At 49.6% G+C, this 20,257-nt stretch carries 19 protein-coding genes, 1 tRNA gene, 1 riboswitch and 1 other annotated feature; of the genes, 1 reads left to right on the top strand and 19 read right to left on the bottom strand.

The features are described 5' to 3' along the window. Window positions 1-1,956: a hypothetical protein gene (locus HJV72_RS09790; protein WP_208070614.1), complete on the bottom strand. Its 1,956-nt coding sequence runs from the start codon at window positions 1,954-1,956 to the stop codon at window positions 1-3. Window positions 1,957-1,970: 14 nt separating this feature from the next. Beyond that, complete coding sequence (locus HJV72_RS09785) at window positions 1,971-4,049, bottom strand: efflux RND transporter permease subunit (RefSeq protein ID WP_208070699.1); 2,079 nt, start codon at window positions 4,047-4,049, stop codon at window positions 1,971-1,973. A gap of 200 nt (window positions 4,050-4,249) precedes the next feature. On the opposite strand from HJV72_RS09785, the gene HJV72_RS09780 reads away from it, so the two are divergent. After that, window positions 4,250-4,849 (top strand): TetR/AcrR family transcriptional regulator, encoded by a 600-nt coding sequence (locus HJV72_RS09780; RefSeq protein ID WP_208070612.1) that lies wholly within the window; start codon window positions 4,250-4,252, stop codon window positions 4,847-4,849. A 51-nt stretch (window positions 4,850-4,900) separates the two neighbouring features. On the opposite strand, the gene HJV72_RS09775 is transcribed toward HJV72_RS09780, so the two are convergent. The 17 genes from HJV72_RS09775 to HJV72_RS09695 all read right to left on the bottom strand — a co-directional run bounded on the left by HJV72_RS09775 (window position 4,901) and on the right by HJV72_RS09695 (window position 20,214). Beyond that, complete coding sequence (locus tag HJV72_RS09775) at window positions 4,901-5,926, bottom strand: branched-chain amino acid aminotransferase (RefSeq protein WP_208070610.1); 1,026 nt, start codon at window positions 5,924-5,926, stop codon at window positions 4,901-4,903. 107 nt (window positions 5,927-6,033) lie between these two features. Next, on the bottom strand, window positions 6,034-6,549 hold the full coding sequence (gene ilvN, locus HJV72_RS09770; RefSeq protein WP_049727613.1) for an acetolactate synthase small subunit: 516 nt from the start codon (window positions 6,547-6,549) through the stop codon (window positions 6,034-6,036). A 15-nt stretch (window positions 6,550-6,564) separates the two neighbouring features. Next, window positions 6,565-8,286, bottom strand: coding sequence for a biosynthetic-type acetolactate synthase large subunit (gene ilvB, locus HJV72_RS09765; protein WP_208070608.1), 1,722 nt, complete (start codon window positions 8,284-8,286; stop codon window positions 6,565-6,567). Between the two features lie 51 nt (window positions 8,287-8,337). Then, window positions 8,338-8,616 (bottom strand) — a binding site (T-box leader). A 41-nt stretch (window positions 8,617-8,657) separates the two neighbouring features. Further along, window positions 8,658-9,851, bottom strand: coding sequence for a glycosyltransferase family 4 protein (locus tag HJV72_RS09760; protein WP_208070606.1), 1,194 nt, complete (start codon window positions 9,849-9,851; stop codon window positions 8,658-8,660). Beyond that, the gene (locus HJV72_RS09755) at window positions 9,848-10,339 is read right to left on the bottom strand and encodes a dihydrofolate reductase (protein ID WP_208070604.1); all 492 of its coding nucleotides are present in this window, start codon (window positions 10,337-10,339) and stop codon (window positions 9,848-9,850) included. The genes HJV72_RS09760 and HJV72_RS09755 overlap by 4 nt, the downstream gene beginning before the upstream one ends. Before the next feature lie 11 nt (window positions 10,340-10,350). Beyond that, window positions 10,351-11,199: a thymidylate synthase gene (gene thyA / locus HJV72_RS09750; RefSeq protein WP_208070602.1), complete on the bottom strand. Its 849-nt coding sequence runs from the start codon at window positions 11,197-11,199 to the stop codon at window positions 10,351-10,353. A gap of 193 nt (window positions 11,200-11,392) precedes the next feature. After that, window positions 11,393-11,677, bottom strand: a complete 285-nt coding sequence (locus HJV72_RS09745; protein WP_208070600.1) for a DUF2325 domain-containing protein — start codon at window positions 11,675-11,677, stop codon at window positions 11,393-11,395. A 31-nt stretch (window positions 11,678-11,708) separates the two neighbouring features. Further along, window positions 11,709-12,140 carry a flavodoxin gene (locus HJV72_RS09740; RefSeq protein ID WP_208070598.1) on the bottom strand — a complete coding sequence of 144 codons (432 nt, stop codon included), beginning with the start codon at window positions 12,138-12,140 and terminating at the stop codon, window positions 11,709-11,711. Between the two features lie 38 nt (window positions 12,141-12,178). Next, window positions 12,179-12,787, bottom strand: a complete 609-nt coding sequence (locus HJV72_RS09735) for a DUF3793 family protein (protein ID WP_208070596.1) — start codon at window positions 12,785-12,787, stop codon at window positions 12,179-12,181. A 224-nt stretch (window positions 12,788-13,011) separates the two neighbouring features. Next, on the bottom strand, window positions 13,012-13,443 hold the full coding sequence (locus tag HJV72_RS09730) for a MarR family winged helix-turn-helix transcriptional regulator (RefSeq protein WP_066577652.1): 432 nt from the start codon (window positions 13,441-13,443) through the stop codon (window positions 13,012-13,014). A 147-nt stretch (window positions 13,444-13,590) separates the two neighbouring features. Beyond that, window positions 13,591-14,304, bottom strand: coding sequence for a DUF554 domain-containing protein (locus tag HJV72_RS09725; RefSeq protein WP_208070594.1), 714 nt, complete (start codon window positions 14,302-14,304; stop codon window positions 13,591-13,593). Between the two features lie 150 nt (window positions 14,305-14,454). Further along, a complete protein-coding gene (locus tag HJV72_RS09720) occupies window positions 14,455-15,018 on the bottom strand; it encodes a folate family ECF transporter S component (RefSeq protein ID WP_066577656.1) in 564 nt (187 codons plus the stop codon). Window positions 15,019-15,085: 67 nt separating this feature from the next. Then, a riboswitch (THF riboswitch) is annotated at window positions 15,086-15,185 on the bottom strand. 23 nt (window positions 15,186-15,208) lie between these two features. Further along, a complete protein-coding gene (locus HJV72_RS09715; RefSeq protein ID WP_208070593.1) occupies window positions 15,209-16,597 on the bottom strand; it encodes an MATE family efflux transporter in 1,389 nt (462 codons plus the stop codon). A gap of 16 nt (window positions 16,598-16,613) precedes the next feature. Beyond that, window positions 16,614-17,900 (bottom strand): homoserine dehydrogenase, encoded by a 1,287-nt coding sequence (locus HJV72_RS09710; RefSeq protein WP_208070591.1) that lies wholly within the window; start codon window positions 17,898-17,900, stop codon window positions 16,614-16,616. A 273-nt stretch (window positions 17,901-18,173) separates the two neighbouring features. Continuing rightward, entirely contained in the window at window positions 18,174-18,551 is a 378-nt protein-coding gene (locus HJV72_RS09705) for a hypothetical protein (protein ID WP_208070588.1), read from the bottom strand. Window positions 18,552-18,776: 225 nt separating this feature from the next. Then, window positions 18,777-18,849, bottom strand: a tRNA-Gly gene (locus HJV72_RS09700). Between the two features lie 150 nt (window positions 18,850-18,999). Next, window positions 19,000-20,214: a hypothetical protein gene (locus HJV72_RS09695; protein ID WP_208070586.1), complete on the bottom strand. Its 1,215-nt coding sequence runs from the start codon at window positions 20,212-20,214 to the stop codon at window positions 19,000-19,002. Window positions 20,215-20,257 lie beyond the last annotated feature (43 nt).

The raw sequence follows: 20,257 nt of genomic DNA, 5'->3' as shown, positions 1-20,257 counted from the left end.
CTATTCTGCGGCTTCTGTCTCAATGATGAATTTAGTAGATCCATCCATGCCGTCCTGGATTCCGCCAAAGGATCTGTAATTCTGTCCGAGCGTCATCATGGCGTTGATCCGGGACGTCACTCCTTCGATATCGCCTTTGAATACCTCTGTCAGCTTATCGATGCCATCTGCCTTGAACGCTGACATTCCGTCAGCCAGCGTACCGGCCCCTTCAGCCAGCTGGCTGACGCCTGACCCCATCTGGCTGCTGCCGTCCTTGAGCTTTGACGTGCCGGTGATGAGCAGGCTGCTCTTCTCATTCAAGGCTGCCGCACCCTGCTGGAGGGCAGCCGCACCATCATACAGGGCTGCCGTGCCGTTCACAAGTTCGGCGCTGCCGTCGCTGAGCCGACCAAGGCCGTCCTGGAGGCTGGCGGTTCCGTTTCTCAGTTCTCCTACCCCGCCCGCAAGCTTCTGTGCGACTCCTGCCAGCTGGTCTACCGATCCTTTGATTGCAGAGCTTGTCGTCGCAGCGGCATTTTGTGCTACGGCCGTAATCTTCTCGGTCAAAGCGGGCACAAATGCTGCAGCCAGATTCTGGATATAGGCGTCTCTCGTCGTACCCATAGTCGTAAACATATCGTCAGTGATATTTTGTGCCGCTGCCTGCGCCATCGCATTGGCGGCGGCACTTATCTCAGCCTTCTGCGCGTCCGTCAGTTGGACGGATGTGCTGCCGCTTCCAAGCTTCTGGCTCAATGCGCTCAGATTGCTGCTCAGCGCATTGGCTGCCATGACTGCACCTGTGCTCTGGTCGTCATATCCCGCAACGAGCGCATCCGCCCCCGTCTTGGCATCATGGATGCCCTGCTGTGCCTGCGTGGCTCCGTCTTTTAGCTTCTGTGCGCCTGCCGCCACCTCTGAGCTGCCCTGTGCAAGCTGGCTTACGCCGCCCGCATACGCATTCACGCCGTCCGCCAGTTCGTTGACACCGCTTTTCAAGTCACCCGTCTTGCTGTTTAACGTATTCACTCCGTCCGCCAGCGTCCTGCTCCCGTCCTTAAGCTGACTGGCCGCGTCGGACAGCTCGTCGATAGAGTCGCTGAAGCTGTCGAAGTCATTGACATCGTTAAGCCCGAATTTATCCAGCAGATCTGCGGATACGACCGTAATCGTCGTACCGACAGATACTTTCTTCACATCCGCAGTGATGGTCACGCTTTCCGGTATCTCTACATCCACATCCTGAAGGTTCAGATTCTCTGTAAGGCCCGGGAATCCGAGTCCGAGCACGATATCTTTATCCGCGTCGGATACGATCTTGCCGCTGTCCACGGTGACATTCTTATACTGGTCCGTGGGCAGCAGGAGCGCGGTCACCATCGTGAACGGCGTGTACATCTCTACATCCTTGCCGTCCACCTTAACGGTCTGTCTGGAATGGTTCTTATAATCGATGTGGATTTCCAGCTTGCCGGACTTTCCTTCCAGCTTCTTTGCAGATATTTTCTTTCCGTCCAGCTTATATGTGATAGTGACGTCCACCGGAAGGGACTCTTCTGCTCTGCCCTGGTAATAGATATCGTTTCCTTTCGCATCCCATGTGACGCAGCCATTCTCCTTTCCTGTAAATGTCTCGTCGCCTTTTACGTTCTTGATATCTGTAAGACCTGTTGCATCCTCTAAGGCGCCGCTGCCCGGATTCTTCAGCCATTCGCTCACTGTCGTGTCCGTCACTTTCCCAGCCGCGTCTGCCTTCACATATACGGTCTCGTCTTTGTATACCCCGTCCGTCTTCGTGTCTGTATCGCCAAGCGCTTCGGATGCCGCCTTCTTAAGAGTCTCCACATCCTCGTTGGCCGCTTTTACTTCCGCCGCGGACATATTGTGCCAGCAGGAGACGCCTGCCATGGAGACAGCCATCACTAGAGCCATGCTTCCTGCCATGATCTTATTCTTTCTACTCTTTCTCATCATAGATACCTCCCTGATTATTCTGCCTGTTTCGGCAAGAATCCTTTGCTTGTTCTGCAGATTACTTTATCAAATACCATGAACATCGCCGGCAGTACGCAGATAACGACAACCGTGCTGATGATTGCCCCTCTGGACAGCAGCGTGCAGAGCGAGCTTATCATATCTATCTTCGAGTACAGCCCCACGCCGAACGTTGCGGCAAAGAAGCTGACGCCGCTGATTAGGATCGACTTCATGGACGACTGGTGCGCCAGGCTGATGGCCTCCTTCTTCGAGCGTCCGCGGCTCCGTTCCTTCTGGTACCGGCTCGTCATGAGGATCGCATAGTCGACCGTAGATCCAAGCTGTACCGTCCCGATGACGATGCTTGCCACGAACGGCAGCTCTGTACCCGTATAGAACGGGACTGCCATGTTGACGCAGATGGCAAACTCGATGATCGCGACGAGTATGACCGGAAGTGATATGGATTTGAACACAAGGCAGATGATGATAAATATAGCAATGATCGATATGACATTTACATTCCGCATGTCGCTGTCTGCGATTACCGTCAGATCCTTTGTCAGCGGAGCTTCTCCAATCACCATAGACTCCTTGTCGTAGCTCTTCACGATCTTGTCGATCGACTTGACCTGTTCATTGACTTCATCGGTGGCAGTCTTATAATCCGAACAGATGAACTGTATCTCATAATTGTCGCTCTGCAGCTTTGATTTCACTCCGGATGGAATAAAATCTTCCGGAACGGCGGGACCGACGACAGATTCCATGCCGATGGCCCATTTCACGCCGTCAACCCCTTCTATCTGTTCCATCATCTCTGCTTTTTCCTTCTGATCCATCTCGTCATTCTTCAGCATCACCATATAGACGTTATTCATGTGGAAATCTTCGTCCAGCTTCTGATTGGCCACAGAGCTTTTCAACGTATCCGGGAGCCCTTTGTCGATATTGTAGTATACATCCGTGCGGGCATTGCCATAGATGGCCGGAATAAGCAGGATCAGGAACGCTGCCAGCCATACTTTATTGTGCCGCGTGATGAATGCGGACAGCTTCCCAAGGTCCGGCAGTATCGGCTTGTGCGTCGTCTTGTCGATCCACTTGTCGAATGTGAGCACCATGGCCGGCAGAAGAGTGACACAGCACACGACGCCGATCGCGACTCCTTTGGACATGACGATGCCGATATTCGTGCCGAGCTTGAAGGTCATGAAGCAGAGAGCAATAAACCCGGCTATCGTCGTCACAGAGCTTCCCACGACCGACTTGAACGTATTGGAGATGGCATGTGCCATCGCCCGGTTCCTTTCGCCCGGAAACCGTTTTTTATTTTCCTCATAGCTGTTCAGCAGGAAGATGGAATAGTCCAGCGTCACGCCGAGCTGCAGCACCGCGGCCAGCGCCTTCGTAATATACGATACGTCGGACAGGAACATATTCGTCCCCATGTTGTACAGGATGGCGATACCGATGCTGAACATAAATATGAACGGCGTAATCCACGAATCCATCGTGAGCGCCAGAATGATCAGGCAGAGCACGACCGCAATCAATACGTAGATCGGCATCTCGCTCAGAGCCAGCGACTTGATATCCGTCACCACACCTGACATTCCGCTTATGAAGCAGTGCTTCGCGCTTATTTTCCGAAGCTGCGTCACCGCATCCATCGTCTCATCTGAAGAAGTCGTGTTGTCGAACAGCGCCACGAGCATCGTGGAATCTCCATTTTTGAATACCTTCTCATACTTGGATGGAATCATCTCCATCGGAACGCTGATATCCATGAGATCATCGTACCAGATGACATCCGCCACATGATCTACTGCCTTCATCTCTTCCTTCAGCGCCGCTACATCTTTTTCTTCCATACCTTCTACGATGACCATGGAAAAGGCGCCCATTCCGAATTCGTCCACCAGGGTGTCCTGTCCTTTTACGGTCTCAAGGCTGCCTGGAAGATAGCTTAGTACATCATAGTTGATTCTCGTCATGTTCATCCCGATGATAGACGGGACGATCAGAAGTAATCCGAGTATCAAGATGATATTCTTATGTTTTGCAATCCATTTCCCGATTTTCACCATCATGTTGCTTTCATCCTCCTGTCTGTACAATAATGACCATCAGTCATTTAACTCAGTTGAAACTATACACCAAAAATGACCATTAGTCAATACTATTTTTGACTTTTGGTCATTTTTCTGTTATACTATGAAAAACTAATGGATACTGTGCATGTGGGCAGCTCATTTTGTATAGTTATACGAATCAAGGAGAAAGCATTATGGGGAAAATCGACGAAAACAAGAAGAAGAAGAAGGAAGCCTTGTTCAACACAGCCTACGAGCTGTTTGTCACAAAAGGAATCAACGGCACGTCCATATCTGATATCGTGGAGAAGGCCGGCGTGGCGAAAGGAACGTTCTACCTGTATTTTAAAGACAAGTATGATATCAAGAACAAGCTCATAGCCCACAAGACACACGAGCTGTTCACCAAGGCAGGTACGGCGATGGAGGAAGCCAGGATAAGCGGGCTGGAAGAACAGCTCATCTTCATCATCGACCATATCGTAAACGAGCTGGTCGGCAACAAAGCCCTCCTCAACTTCATATCGAAGAACCTCGTCATGGGCGCCCTGCGCTCCGCCCTGCTTTCCGGAGAAAGCTCGGACGCCATATTCTTCGATAAATATATGATGCTGCTGGAGGGCGACGCACATGCATACGAAGATGAAGATGTGATGCTGTTCACCATCGTAGAACTCGCAGGGTCTACCTGCTACAATTCTATACTGTTCGAAGAGCCCCTGCCGATCGAACAGTATAAGCCGTTCCTCTACCGGACCGTACGCCTCATCATACAGAGCCATCGTGTTAAATAAATAACGGGGGACGTGATCTTTTTGAAAAAGATCACGTCCCCCGTTATTTATTTAACATATCTCACAAATCCATCCTTCGGGTGCTTCTATCTGTCCCATCTGGATTCCTGTCAATGTATCATACAGCTTCTTTGTTATCGGCCCCATCTCTTCCATACCGCTTGGCAGGCAGATTTCTCTGCCGTGGTCGACAACTTTCCCTACCGGCGAGATTACGGCTGCTGTTCCGCAGAGGCCGCATTCTGCAAAGTCTTTCACCTCGTCGAGGTACACTTCTCTTTCTTCCACTTCCAGGCCAAGATATTCCTTGGCCACATATATGAGGGAACGTCTTGTGATGGAAGGCAGTATCGTGTCTGACTTCGGTGTTACGACTTTATTGTCCTTCGTCACGAATATGAAGTTGGCTCCGCCGGTCTCCTCCACTTTTGTCCTTGTGGCGGCGTCCAGATACATGTTCTCGTCATATCCTTCCGCATGAGCGCTCATAATCGCATGAAGGCTCATGGCGTAGTTGAGCCCTGCCTTGATGTGTCCCGTCCCGTGCGGCGCGGCTCTGTCGAAATCGCACACGCGGATTGTAATCGGCTTCGCCCCGCCTTTGAAATACGGGCCTACCGGAGTCGAGAATACCCGGAACTGGTATTCGTCAGCCGGCTTTACGCCGATAACTGGATTGGAGCCGAACATATATGGCCTGATATACAAGGTTGCGCCTGAACCGTAAGGCGGCACATAAGCCGCATTTGCCTCCACAACCTGCTTTACCGCATCCACGAACCTGTCTTCCGGAAATGCCGGCATCTCAAGACGTTTTGCTGAATCGACCATCCGTTTCGCATTCAGGTCAGGGCGGAATGTTACAATATGCCCCTCTTCTGTCGTATACGCTTTCATCCCTTCGAAGATCGTCTGCGCATACTGGAGCACCCCTGCACATTCATTTATGACTACATTGGCATCGGAGGTCATCATCCCTTCATCCCACGCCCCATCTTTGTAGTTGGAAACGTATCGCTTATCCGTCGGAACATACCCAAATCCCAGATTCGACCAGTCTATATTTTTCTTATCCATGTTCTCATTCCTCCGTCCTGGAAAACTTCTGTTTTTATCTGTTCTAATTATAATACGGTACCAGACAGAATTCAAGAGTGCACTCTGTTTTTTGTAAAAACAGGCACCTACCTCTCCATCATGCTGATAGATTCGATTCCCACGCTTCCGCCTCTTACGACCTCTATGCTCTGGAACTCCTCTTTCATCAGCTTGATTACCGCGTCATTTTTCGTTGCCGTCTGGACGAACTCCAGAAGCAGGCTGTCTTTGCCGTAATCTATCACTTTCGCCTTGAATGTCTCTGCTATCTGGAACAGCTCTACCTTATCCTCTGGTGTACATTTCCGTACCTTTACATACAGGATCTCTTTCATCCTTACGAATATGTCTGTAAAGTCGATGACCTTTATCACCTCTACGAGCCGGTTCAGCTGCTTCTTAATCTGTTCAAACGTCTCATCATCGCTGACGGTCGCTATCGTCATCCTGGAAACTGTCGGATCCTCTGTCGTGCCCACGGTAAGACTATCCATGTTGTAGGACTTTCCGGAGAACAGGCCGGAAATCTTCGAGAGAACACCTACCTGGTTCTCCACATACAGGGATATCCATCTTTTCTTCATTCCATTTCCATTACTCATTGCCCTCTCTCCTTTCTAACAGTCCAGAATCATGTCTTCCAGCGTTCCGCCCGGCTGTATCATCGGATATACCAAGTCCTCCGGATCGATGGTGAATTCTATGATGGTCGGCGTCTTCGTGCTCTTCTTTGCTTCTTCAAACGCGGCTGCTATCTCCTCTTTCTTTGTCACACGGATTCCTCTGGCTCCATAGCTCTCTGCAAGCTTTATGAAGTCAGGCGTATATTCCGGACATGCCACTTCCCCGCATTTCCCCCGGCAGGACGCTCCCGAGCGGAGGCAGGTCATGGAATACCGCTTTCCGTAGAAGAGCTTCTGCCACTGCCGGACCATGCCGAGATTGCTGTTGTTAAAGATACAGGAGATGATTGGAAGTTCTTCTAACACGGCTGTCGCCAGTTCCTGTATGTTCATCTGCATGCCACCGTCACCTGAGATGGAGATGACAGGAGTGTCCGGATTGCCAATCTTGGCGCCTATCGCACCCGGCAGGCCGTATCCCATCGTCCCGAGCCCCCCGGACATGAGCAGGCGCTTCTTCTGCGTCAGTTCCACGAACTGTGCCGCAAACATCTGATGCTGCCCTACGTCTGTAACGATGATTGCCTCATCGAACAACTCGTTGATCTTCTCTATGATATCCTGGGGCGTCATGACCGGCTTCTGCTTCATCACCATCGGATGTCCGGCTTTCCACTCGTTCACCTCATCGAGCCACTCCTGCGTATCGCATTCCGTTACATACTCAAGCATCTTCTCGACAGCCTCTTTGGCATCCGCAACAATCGGTACATCCACCTGTACATTCCTAGATATGGCTGCCGTGTCGATATCGATATGTACAATCTGCGCATGGGGCGCAAAGGAATGCAGCTTGCCGGTGATACGGTCGTTGAACCGTGTCCCGATGGAGAATAAAAGGTCGCATTCATTTACAGACATGTTGGCCGCATATGCGCCATGCATCCCGACATTGCCCACGTAGAGCGGATGATTGGTCGGAATCGCTCCCCGCCCCATGACTGTCGTGATGACCGGCACATTCGTCTTCTCCGCCAGCTTTGTAAATGCTTCATTGGCACGGGCGATATTGATACCGCCCCCAGCCAGGTAGATTGGCCGTTTGGCCTTTCCGAGCATTTTGATTGCCCGCTTGAGCTGTCCGATATGGACATGCGTGTTCGGCTTGTAGCCGCGGATGTTCACTTCCTCCGGATATTCCGCAGGTCCGAGCTCTTCCATCACATCTTTGGGCAGGTCTACGAGTACCGGACCCGGCCTCCCTGTACGAGCGATATAGAAGGCTTCTTTAATGATACGCCCAAGGTCTTCCCTGTCCCGCACCGTGATTCCATATTTGGTGATGCTTCTCGTGATGCCGACGATATCGACTTCCTGGAACGCATCGTTGCCGATGAGATGTCTCGCCACCTGTCCCGTAAAACATACGAGGGGCACGCTGTCATAATTGGCCGTCGCAAGTCCGGTCACAAGATTCGTAGCCCCAGGTCCGCTTGTGACGAGGCAGACGCCGACTTTCCCGGTAGAGCGGGCATATGCGTCGGCCTCATGGACGAGCGCCACTTCCTGCCTCGGCAGAATTACTTTCGTATAATCCTGTTTATACAGCTCATCGCTGATGTCAATCGTACAGGCGCCCGGATATCCAAACAGCGTATCTACACCTTCTTCTCTCAGCGCCTTTACCAATAATTTGTTCCCACTGATTCTTTTCATAAACTACCTCCTTAATCTCCCGGACGAAAAGAAAAGCCCTAAGCCATTCCGGCTTAGGGCGAATATTGCATCCGTGTTACCACCTAATTTCAGAGAGCTGCACCCTCTGCACTCAGCCAATACAGGAGCCTTCCAAACCTTTCTTTCCATCTCCGATATTGTTCCCCGTTAACGCAGGGAATGCGTTGAAGTCTACTGGGACATCCTGTTCCTGTCCTTTCGGTTCACTGCTCAAAGGCTACTTCCATAATTCCGTCACGAAGATTCCCACCAGCCATCTTCTCTCTTTGCATCAGGGGATTATGTACTCCTCCTTGTCATAGCATTTCTCAGATAATTAATGTTATTATAGTTGATTTGACTCACATATGTCAACTGATTTCCAATATTCTTTCGCAGATATTTTTCCAGGACAGGTGCGTGATGTCTGTTCGGCCCGCCGCCGGAAGTTCTGCACATTCCTTTATCTTAGCCGCAAGCTCCCGTTCAAATCCTTCCAGCGACTCAGGCACTACTTCGTCCGTATGGCGCATCCGGGGCATGGATACATAGAGGACCGGTGCGCCGGGCGCCTCCTTACCGAGCCAGTCCCGGATGCCGGGGAAATCTGTCACGACGACTTTGTCGCCGCAGGCCAGCGCTTCTATTATCGTCAGCGGCAGACCGTCAAAGAAAGATGGCAGGACAAAGATGTCACTTTCATTATACACCTTGGCAAGTTCGCGCTGCGGCAGCTTTCCCAGGAATTCCACCTCATACGGCGCTTCTTTTGCCAGGCGCTGAATCTCCCTGTATTCTTCTTCATTTCCCGCTCCTCCCGCCAGGCGCAGGACAAGGGATTCCCTCTCATACGGCAGACGGCTCAGGCATCGGATAAGGCTCATGACCCCTTTCTTCTCCGCTATCTTTCCAGCATATGCGAGCCGAAGAACGCCGTCTCTTCTAGGGCTGTCCTCCTTATAATAGAAAATCTCCTGGTTATAACCTGTTCCGGCCATATGTATCTTGTCCTTCTCCATCCCATATATCCGTTCCACGCCCTCCGCCTGGGCAGTCTGCGGCACAAATACCGCGTCCAGCCTGCGGATCTGCTCTGCGATGTAGCCGCGCCGCAGCGGTGTCTTCATCATCTGCCGCAAGTCGGTATTATGGCAGAACCCGTATATTCTATGCTCCGGAAGATGCTCCCTCACGATGGCTGTGAGCAGGTACAGGTGATGGCATAGTATAAGATCCGGCCGGAACTCTTCTGCCGCCCTGTCAACTGCTTCCAGAAATGCCTCTTTGAACTGCTCTGCCATCTCATCCGTCATGTCACGGTAGCGCGTGCTTTTGTACGGCATCTCATCGGACATGCCCGTGATATAGAACGGGAGTCTTTCGCTTGAAAAGCAGACCGGATAGAAGGTGGTGCCTTCCGGGAACTGGGGGGCGTCGTCCTCATAGATTCCGGCTATGACCGCCTGCTTATGCCCTTGGGCGGCAAATGTCTTCACAAGCTCTGTCAGATAGATGCTGCTTCCTGTACTCTCCGGCTTCTGGGCCGTAATGCTTAAAATGTTCATGACTTCCTCTCGTATACGGTAAATACATATTCCAGATTGAAATATGTCTGTTCCTCGCTCGTCTTTGTCATCTCCCACTGCGGGTCTTCATCCAGGTTCGGGAAATATGTGTCAGCGTCATATGCATGGTCAATCCGGGTAATATATGCCCGGTCACAATGAGGAAGGAGCTGGCGGTATATCGTCTCGCCGCCGATGACATAGATGTCCTCAGACGGATATTTCTTAAGCTCGTCCAGCATTTCCTCAAGAGAATGTACAAGCACGATTCCGTTCGTACTGTAACTTTTATCCGTCGTCATCACGACATTTACCCTGTTCTTCAGGGGCTGTCCGCCCGGAAAGCTCTCCAGCGTCTTGCGCCCCATAGCCACTACCTTGCCCTTCGTCGTCTCCCGGAAGAACTTCATGTCCTGTGGAATGCTCACAAGGAGCTTGTTGCCCAGTCCTATCGCCCAGTTCTTGTCTACCGCTACTATCAGATTCATACGTCTTCCTCCTATATCGCTACCGGTATATTTTTTATCTGTTCGTGTGTATTGTAGTCTATCAGCTTCACGTCATCACGCGTAAAGCTGTAGAAGTCTTTCACTTCCGGGTTCAGCCAGAATACAGGGGCCGGAAGCGGCTCTCTTCTTATCAGCTCTTCTATCAGCGGGATATGCCTGTCGTATATGTGCGCGTCTGCGATGACATGGACGAACTCTCCGGCCTTCATGCCGCACACCTGCGCCAGCATGTAGAGAAGCACGGAATACTGGCATACGTTCCAGTTGTTGGCTGCCAGCACGTCCTGGGAACGCTGGTTCAGGATTCCGTTCAGCGTCAGCCTGTCGCTGCCTTTTTCTTTTGTCACATTGAACGTCATGCTGTACGCACATGGATACAGCGCCATCTCATGCAGATCCTGGTGGACATAGAGGTTCGTCAGGATCCTCCGGCTGTATGGATTGTGCTTCAGATCATAGATGACACGGTCAATCTGGTCGAACATGCCTTCCTTGTACTGATGCCTGACGCCCATCTGATACCCGTAAGCCTTGCCGATGGAGCCGTCTTCATCTGCCCAGCTGTCCCATATATGGCTGTTCAGGTCATGAATATTGCTCGACTTCTTCTGCCATATCCAGAGCAGCTCGTCGGTGCAGCTTTTGATGGCCGTCCTCCGGAGCGTCAGTGCCGGGAATTCTTTTGACAGGTCGTATCGGTTGACGACGCCGAACTTTTTGACCGTGTAGGCGGGCGTCCCGTCTTCCCACACCGGGCGCACTTTCTCTCCTTTTGTATCCGTGCCGTTATCTATGATATCTCTGCACATATCTATAAACACTTTATCTGCGTAGCTCATCACTCATACCTCCTGCGTAATCTATCCATTATGATAACATAATCTCTCTCTTCTGTCATGAAAATAGCTGTCCCTTTTATGTAATCTTTAGTACGGAGGGTAAAAAGTCAAAGAAAAGGGCAAAAAAACAGACAGGTTCCGGCCGCGGATACCTGTCTGCGCTGTCTTGTGCCATTATGTCCGACATCATATGTTATGCTGACTTTATGTTCTGAAGTACAGTGTCCAGCGCATTCGCGCTGCTGCTGTGGGCGCGCTCTACCCTGATATTGTACCGCTCCGCCTCTTTCAGCGCGCAGTGGACCATCTTATGGGCCACCGTAGAAGTGAACAGTATAATCAGATCCGGCTGCCCTATCTGAGTTTTTAGATTACCGGACATCCGCGTAAATACTTTTGCCTTATATTTATGACGTTTACAAATCTGCTTATACTGTTGCTCCATCCGTTCATTGCCACCTATAATCACTACACTCAACTATGCCACGCTCCTTTTTCGCCAAATCAGCCTACACTGCTGCCGCCAGCGCTTTGCCGGCATCCTCACATGCTTTCACTGCCGTATCGTCGGGTACCTCATTTGCGATGACGCCTTCTCCGTTTACCAGTACTGCTCCCGCGTTCTTCATGCGTTCTTCCCACATTCTCATCCATTCGCCGTCGCCCCATCCATAAGAGCCGAACAGTAGGAGCGTCTTACCGGACAGGCTTCCTTCCAATGCCTGCACAAAAGGCTCCATCTCGCCTTCTTCCAGCTCTTCCGCTCCCATGGATGGGCACCCAAGGGCAAAAGCTCTAAGCTCTGCCATCCTACCGGCATCTGCTCTGTCCACCCTGCACAGATCGGCCTCCTGCCCTGCGGCTTTGATTCCTTCCGCAACAGCCTCTGCCATCTGTTCCGTATTGCCGGTTCCACTCCAATATACTACTGGTATGTTCATATCTGTACCTCCTTATACTTGCCAACTTTCCAATATTCCTATGCTGCCTCACATGCGATATCCCGTATATGCTTGCCTGCCAGAAATTCATTCACGGCACTTGTCTTTGCCTTGTCATACGCAAGAAATATCATCTGCGCCTTTTCCGGGTCGCCGTACACTTTCCAGTATCCTGTAATCAGGCAGTTCCTGCCGCCGTTGTCTATGAATCCCTTCACATCCTCAAGAGGATAGTCCAGGAAAGCTCCTATCTCATGCGGAAACGCTATGTCTTCCTTGGAATAGCAGCAGATTCTGGCGGAAAGCCTCTGCAGGATATCGTCAACGTCCGCTTCCTTGTCGGCACATCCGTACCCATATAAAGAAAGAAAATCCCTGATATCCTTCCGGTTGAGATATTCCTCAAAGGCCGCCCGCCTGAAAAAAAACACCAGACATCTGCCTTTTCTCACAGCCAGTATTCTATATTCGATTCCGGTACCTGCAAGCACCATCCTGAGTTCCTGACAGACATCCTTATCCACGTTCGTAATACACGCAACCTTAATCCCTTTCAAGAACGGCGCACACTGCAGGATGAGCTGGAACTGCAGCCGCCTCTTCACATCTTCAACTGTCAGCATATAAGCTACAACTTCTACAGGCATATCAAATCCCTTTCCTTATACCATATATTGATATTGATTATCATTTACATTAACAAATATATCATAAGCAAATTTATATAGCAAGCGCAATGTAATTATTGATAGTCTTTTCTCAACAAACTCCGATTATGCAAAAGGGACAGGGCAAAGGCGAATTGGGGACGGAGGAAAATTCATTTTCCTCCGTCCCCAATTCGCCTTTGCCCTGTCCCTTTTGGAAACTCCTATGGGTCTGATATGTTGTAAAGCACTTTCCCGAGCATCTTCTGAAGCGCCTCTTTCTCTTTCTTCGTCATGCCGATTGTAAGCTTTTTATCTATCTTCTTCCGGTCTGCCTCCATCCTGCGCTGGATATCATACGCCTTTTCCGTCAGGTATACAATCTTGCATCTCTTATCTCTATTGCTCGGCACGATCAGGATGAACCCTTTTTCATCCAGCCTTTTCAGAAGTCCCGTAACCGTAGGGTTCTTAAGGCTGAGCGCCTTCTCGATATCCCTCTGGTTCACTTCTTCCTTCCTGCTGGAAAACAGATAATCAAGTACTGCGCACTGTGACGCTGTAATGCCCAGCGTCCGCAGCAAATTGTTGAATTCCTTCTCATATACATTGTTAATCTGCTTAAATACGAAACCTACCGGTAGCCTTTCCTGCATGCCATCACCCTTATCCTTAGTATAACGACAGTATCCATATATAGCATGCTATACTTTCGTCAAAATGTCAAGCCATTTGGGGACACCACAAAACGAGTTGGGGACGGGGGAAATCTCAATTTCCCCCGTCCCCAACTCGGCTCCGGATTACATTATCTGGGTCCATATCCACGAAAATGGCATGGCGAGTGCCATGGCGGGCAGCATATTGGCGACAGGGAAGCGTTTGATTCCTGCAATCCGGAAACCGGTTGCCAGCATGAGGATGCCTCCGCAGGCCGTGAAGTCCGCCAGCATCCTGTCTGTCGTCATCGGCATGATGAGTCCTGCGCACAGAAACAGCAGGAGCAGTATGACAAACTGGGGGACTGCAACGAGCGAGACGATAAACCCGAGGCTTGCGGCGAATATGGCCGCCGTAAACAGATCCAGTATGGCTTTTGATATGAGGATAGTATGGTCTCCTGTGATGCCCGACTGCAGTGCCCCGAATATGCCGGTGCCGCTGGCGCAGAACAATACGAGGATGCTGATGAACTCTGCCATAAATGTGTCTTTACTGTCCTTCGTATCTGTCTTCATGATTCTCGCCACCGGCGCCTGTACCTTCTCCGCCGCCAATGCGATGTTGTCTTCCAGACGCAGCAGCTCTCCGGCGAGCGTCCCGAGTATGACGGCAAATATGACGGCCGGCATCTGTTCCATCTTAATGATGCTCATGATGCCCAATGTCATACTGCACACGCCAAATACAAGCGTCAGCGTATTGCACAGATTCTTGCCGAGCCGCTTCCCGAGAAGCGCTCCTGCTATCCCTCCCACAAATACGCATACGCTGTCCACAATCACTCCAACCGGCATCTGTTCTCTCCTCCTCTATTCCTCGTCATCTTCTCAACCTTAGCATAGCAACAGGGCAGCATGACAACAGGGCAAATGTCCGGCGGCTGCCACGACACTTGCCCTGATTCTTAACTTGCCGGACCTCCCGGCCCGCATATTCTTAGCCGCCTACTGCTTTGCGACTCTCCCTCCGCCTGCAAACAGGTGTGCCCTGGAGAGCACTTTCGCCACCGCATAGAACAGGACCACCTCAATCGGCAGCATGATTATCTGCTTCACAACCCTGGCCGGTAGAAGCGCAACAAACGTATTGCCGTACAGCAATGTGAGCCAGTACGTATTCAGCAGCAGGTTGATGAGCACCGTCACCAGCCCATTGGCAGCTATAATCCGCTTCATGCTGAGCGGTTTCTTATAGAGCACGATTCCATAGATGATGCCGCCGAGCAGTCCGCTGATGGTGAATCCGGGAAAGAAAGGACCCGTAGGCTTCACCAGATACTTTACCAGATCCGCGAGACCTCCTACCACGCCTCCCACGGCCGGACCGAACATCATACCGGCAAGCTCGTTTGCGATATACGCAAAACCAATCTTGATGTAGTCGGTAAGCTGCAGCGTGTAGAACCCCAGCACAACCGCAATCGCAAGCAGCATGGCAGACATCGCCAATGTCTTTAAGCTTCTCAACTCTTGAAAGGAGTCCGTGAACAGTGACTTGATTTTTCTCATAAAAAATACCTCCTTTGCAGTAGTTTTCCTTAAAGCTACGCACAGCAGGTATCTTCTGTCTATGTGTAGCAGCGGGATGCGAGATATGTACCGCAAGCTCCATGCTTTTCGTCCTGCCGGCAACTCCCCGTCCGGCTGGCACTTAACGCACATATCTCTACTCTGCTTTTCTTATTTAATTTTTACCTTTTTATTCTAGCATATTATCCTGCGAAGGGCAATGGCCAAACTTTTTCAGTTCACGGTACGCATATGCAATCGCGACCGCCGCGGCCGCCGCATCCGCAATCGGCCCTGCATACATGACTCCGTCAATTCCCATGAACAGCGGAAAAAGCACAATCAGCGGCAGCAGGAATATGACCTGCCTCGTAAGAGACACCACGATACCAAGCTTCGCCTTTCCGATAGACGTAAAGAATCCGGATGACATCGGCTGCAAGCCGTTTATAAACGTCATTAGCATAAAGATGCGGAAATACCGTTCCGCAAAATGGAAATATTCCTCACTGCCACTGCCGAATATGCTGACAATCTGTCTCGGGAATATCTGGAATGCCGAGAAAAATATAATTCCAACCGCAAGAGAGATGACCGCCGCCTTCTTATATGTTTCCTTCACCCTCCCGAAATTACCTGCACCATAGTTGAATCCCCAAATCGGCTGGCACCCCTGGGATATTCCGATACAGATAGCCATGAAGACCATGTTCACCTTTGATATGATCCCTACGCAGGCGAGCGGAATGTCCGTACCATAGATTGAGGACGCTCCATAGTGGCGCAGCGTATTATTCATTACAATCTGTACGGCAGCCATGGCAATCTGATTGATACACGCCGCCATCCCAAGTGACATGATTGCCTTGAGATAAATCCCCTTCGGCCGCATCATGGAAGCCGTAAGCTCCATGTGACGAATCTTCATAAAATAGATAATCACCATAATTCCGGAGATAATCTGCCCGATAATCGTCGCCCAGGCTGCCCCTTTAATCCCCCAGTGGAATCCGAAGATAAAAAGCGGATCCAGAATCGTGTTGATGATTGCTCCCGTGAGCATGCACGTCATGGAATAGGTCGGACTTCTGTCCGCCCGGATGAGGTGGTTCCCTCCGGTCGTCAGCACAAGGAACGGGATGCCGAATGCCGTTATCCCTGTATAATCCAGGGCATACGGCAGCACGTCCGGCGTGACGCCAAACAGATGCAGCAGCGGATATAAGAATATGAGCACGACACCGGCAATGAGCACACCGCTCACCGCAAGCAGGGACAGGCCTGTCCCTGCTATCCTGGCCGCACGCTCCGGATTACCTGCACCAGACTCCAGGTTGTAATTAGAAGCGCTTCCGATACCGAGCAGAAGGGCTGTCGCCGTACAGATGATAGACACCGGAAATGCAATGTTCGTCGCCGCATTTCCAAGCATGCCTACCCCTTGTCCTATGAAGATCTGGTCCACTATATTATAAAGCGAACTGACAAGCATACTGATGATTGCCGGAACCGCAAATTTTGCTATCAGCCTGCCCACTCTTTCAGACGCCAGCGGATTCTGTTTTACTAACTCTTCCATATCAAATCTTTAACTCCTAATACTCCCGGATGATACTGCTTATCTCCCGAGTCGTCTCCATATCCTTCAAGTGCTCCAGCGCATCCTTCATATGATATTCTTTCACCGCTTCCGTAACGATGACAAGCTCTGCTGTCCCGTCCTTGATTATCTTCTGTACGACTTTCGATATGCTTACCTTGTGGACGCCAAACACGCTTGCAATCGCAGCCAGAACTCCCGGCTTGTTATCCACCTGCATCCGTAGGAAAAACTTATTTTTCACATCATCGAACTTCTTGATTGGCGTCGTCCTGTAGCATGTGCAGCTGATCCTGCCCGTACAGTGGTACTGGATATCCCTTGCCACATCTATGACATCGCCCATGACCGCACTTGCCGTCGGGAACTCTCCTGCCCCTCTTCCGTAGAACATAGCGTCATCGACCGCGTCGCCATGGACAAAGACCGCGTTGAAAGAATCCCGGACCGACGCCAGCGGATGGTCCTTTGGGAGCAGCATCGGATAGACTCCTACCTCTATGCCGTCTTCTGTATTATGCGCAACACCGAGCAGTTTAATCACACTTTTAAACTCCTGTGCATACTGAATGTCTCTGGCCGTAATTCCGGTTATGCCCTCCGTGTATACATCAGAGAACACTACCCTGGAATGAAAAGCGATAGACGCCATTATAGCCACCTTCCGCCCTGCATCAAGCCCTTCTATATCTGCCGTGGGGTCGGCTTCCGCATAGCCAAGTTCCGTCGCCTTCGCAAGCGCTTCTTTAAAGTCCATGCCGTCCTCGAACATTTTTGTCAGAATATAGTTGGTCGTTCCATTAATGATTCCAATCACTTCGTCTATCTCATTAGACGCCAGGCACTGTTTCAACGGACGGATAATCGGAATCCCCCCTGCAACCGCAGCTTCGAAGAGAAAATCCACGCCATTGTTCTCAGCTGCGTCCAGCAGCTCTTTTCCATACTCAGCCACAAGGTCTTTGTTGGCTGTGACGACATTCTTTCCGGAATTAAGCGCCTCAAGTATCATCGTCCTGGCCGGCTCTATTCCTCCCATCACTTCAATGACAATCTCTATCTCCTTGTCATCTATGATATCTTCCCACCTGTCGGTCAGCAGAGACGCCTCCACGCCATCCCTCTTCTTGCCTATATTATGTACAAGTATCTTTTTGATGCGAAGGTCCGCACCAACTTTGTGCACCATCTCTTTCTGCTGTCTCTCAATTAACTTGTATACCCCGCTTCCGACTGTTCCCAGCCCGAGAAGCGCTACTTTGACTGTTCTTTTTTCTGTCATATATTATCACCGTCCGTTTCCTTAATTCATAACTGCTAACCATGGATGCCACGCCACCGTGGGCCATAGCAGTTCATACCCTGATATCAGGTCATGATGTAAAGTATACCACAATTGAAATGCGACTTCCAGTATCATATATTCCAGAAACTCTCCATTTCTGTATTGAGTCCGAAAGAAAAAGCAGATCCCCAATCCGGGACCTGCCATATCGTAAGCTGCTCTGATGCTCTGTAGCAGCCATGAACCAGAATGTCATATCTGCAGCTTCATCTACTCACATATCAGTAATTCTCTCAGGCTGCATGTGTTCTCCCTCTTAGCAAATGCCTCTCCATCGAGAGATCTGTGTATCTGCTTAAGCACCTTCTTTTTCTTCATGACAAACACATTCAGGTTCCCCATAAAGCGCATATCATCGATTTCCTCCGAGACATTCGGCATGTAGAGAGGGACGGACGGGCCAACCCATCTCACTTTTCCACAATCATCATAATTAACGATGACAGTAAGACCTTCCGGAATCTCTACCCCTTTGATAGAAGTCACTTCGAACAACGTACTGCCCCCGCGCATCCCGGCTTCCTTTGCTTCAAAATCTTCTACCAGTATCTCTTTTAATATCTGCATTTGGCGTTCTCTATTACTCATAATCCACCTCCTGATACAATTAGAATGATTCACATGTCTCTCTATACTCAGTATATCATCACCGCAATCAGAACGAAAGACAAATATTCCTAAAACCAAAATAGATACCGAAATAATCTCCCAATATGCTTGGATTATTATTTCAGTATCTATTGTCATCAACTGTACTTCCAATCGTACTTTTTAAGCAAAGCAGCGAAAGCACCTCAAATATTAGATGTTCAAAGCGACAGACGGGGTTCGAACCCGCGACCCCGACCTTGGCAAGGTCGTACTCTACCAACTGAGCCACTGTCGCATATGTTGTGTTTTTGTTCCTCAGAACAATAATTAATATACTATATACTCTTCTATTTGTCAACACTTTTCTTGGGATATTTTTCATTTTTATTTTTCCCTTGTATTATAACAATATTACAGCAGAGGCGGGACGCTTGCCCGCCCCCTGCTAGCTCTGTTTTCCAGCCTTTATCTCCACTGAATCAAGATTTAATTTAATGCCTTCCTCTTTTAAAACAGTTTTGACCTTTTTAAAAATATCCAGCACATCATTTTCGTACTGCATATTCTTTTTATACTTTTTATAATATTCGTAGTCTTTCAATCTCGTCTTTTTTATATTATTACGCTTTATGTTCCAGGCTGCCACCTCCCTGCCACAGAAGATGAAGAAACTGCCCGTCCCGACAGAATATCCATTATCCAGCGTCTCCGGCAGATTCTGAATAACAAGCACACTGTCCTTCATTATTCTCTTAATCTTATTAATGCTCTTCTTGCGAAGTGTAACGACCGCAATCTTCGTGCTGCCCTCTTTCTTTTTATGTACTTCAAGTCGAAGGATCCCATTCCTTCCTACCGTCAGCGTGAATCCTGCACTGCTATTTTCAAAAGCCCCGGACGATGCTGCCGTGCGGTAGCCGAATAATACGTCATTGACGATATACGGTACTTCCGGCACTTCTTCTGTCTCTGTACCTGCTTCCGTTGACACTTTGACTACACCGTCATCTGACTCTGTCATCTGCACGGGCCGCTCATCCCCTGGTTTCTCATTTGTCTGTTCAGGTGCTGAATCAGGTGCATCTAATACCAGATCACCAGCATTTTCGGCCATCTGTAATTCCATCTGTGCCTTTTCTTCCCTGTCGAACTTATTCCAGAGCAGATGATGGATAAGCAGTATAATAAGTATAATCCCAAGCTCCAGCAAGGCAAAAGGACTCTGCAGGAACTGGACGACCTTTCCTGCATATGGAATGTGAAACATATATGTTCCTAATATATCTTCCCTGTAAGTTTTATAATCATCATAGCGGTCTGCATTTTCCGCCTGTGTGTAATACCGCTCCTTGCCGCTCTCATCAACTTCCTTCTTTTTAAAATAATGGGTGAAGATGACATCATCACCAAGGCGGTCTACATTAAAAGATATAATAGTATTCTCTTTTATCTCATCCTCATCATCAAGACATCTGTCAATAACGAGAGATCCTACCGGAATTGTAGGCTCCATACTGTCTGTCAAGATGACATACGTTTGAAAGCCTGTCAATTCCTTCATTTTATCGGGATAGAATTTCATACAAATTATATAGGAAAAAAGTGCTATCACTATAAATATGAATATGAAATTTTTTAATAACAGCAATGCTTTTTTCATATAATGTATGCTCCATTTTTTCTATATGGTAAGGTAATTAAAT

Origin of the sequence: Extibacter sp. GGCC_0201 (assembly GCF_017566055.1) — a bacterium.
In the GTDB taxonomy this organism is placed as follows: Bacteria; Bacillota; Clostridia; order Lachnospirales; family Lachnospiraceae; genus Extibacter.
The sequence above is the reverse complement of the archived record's forward strand: the minus strand, read 5'-3'. Positions and strand labels throughout refer to the sequence as shown.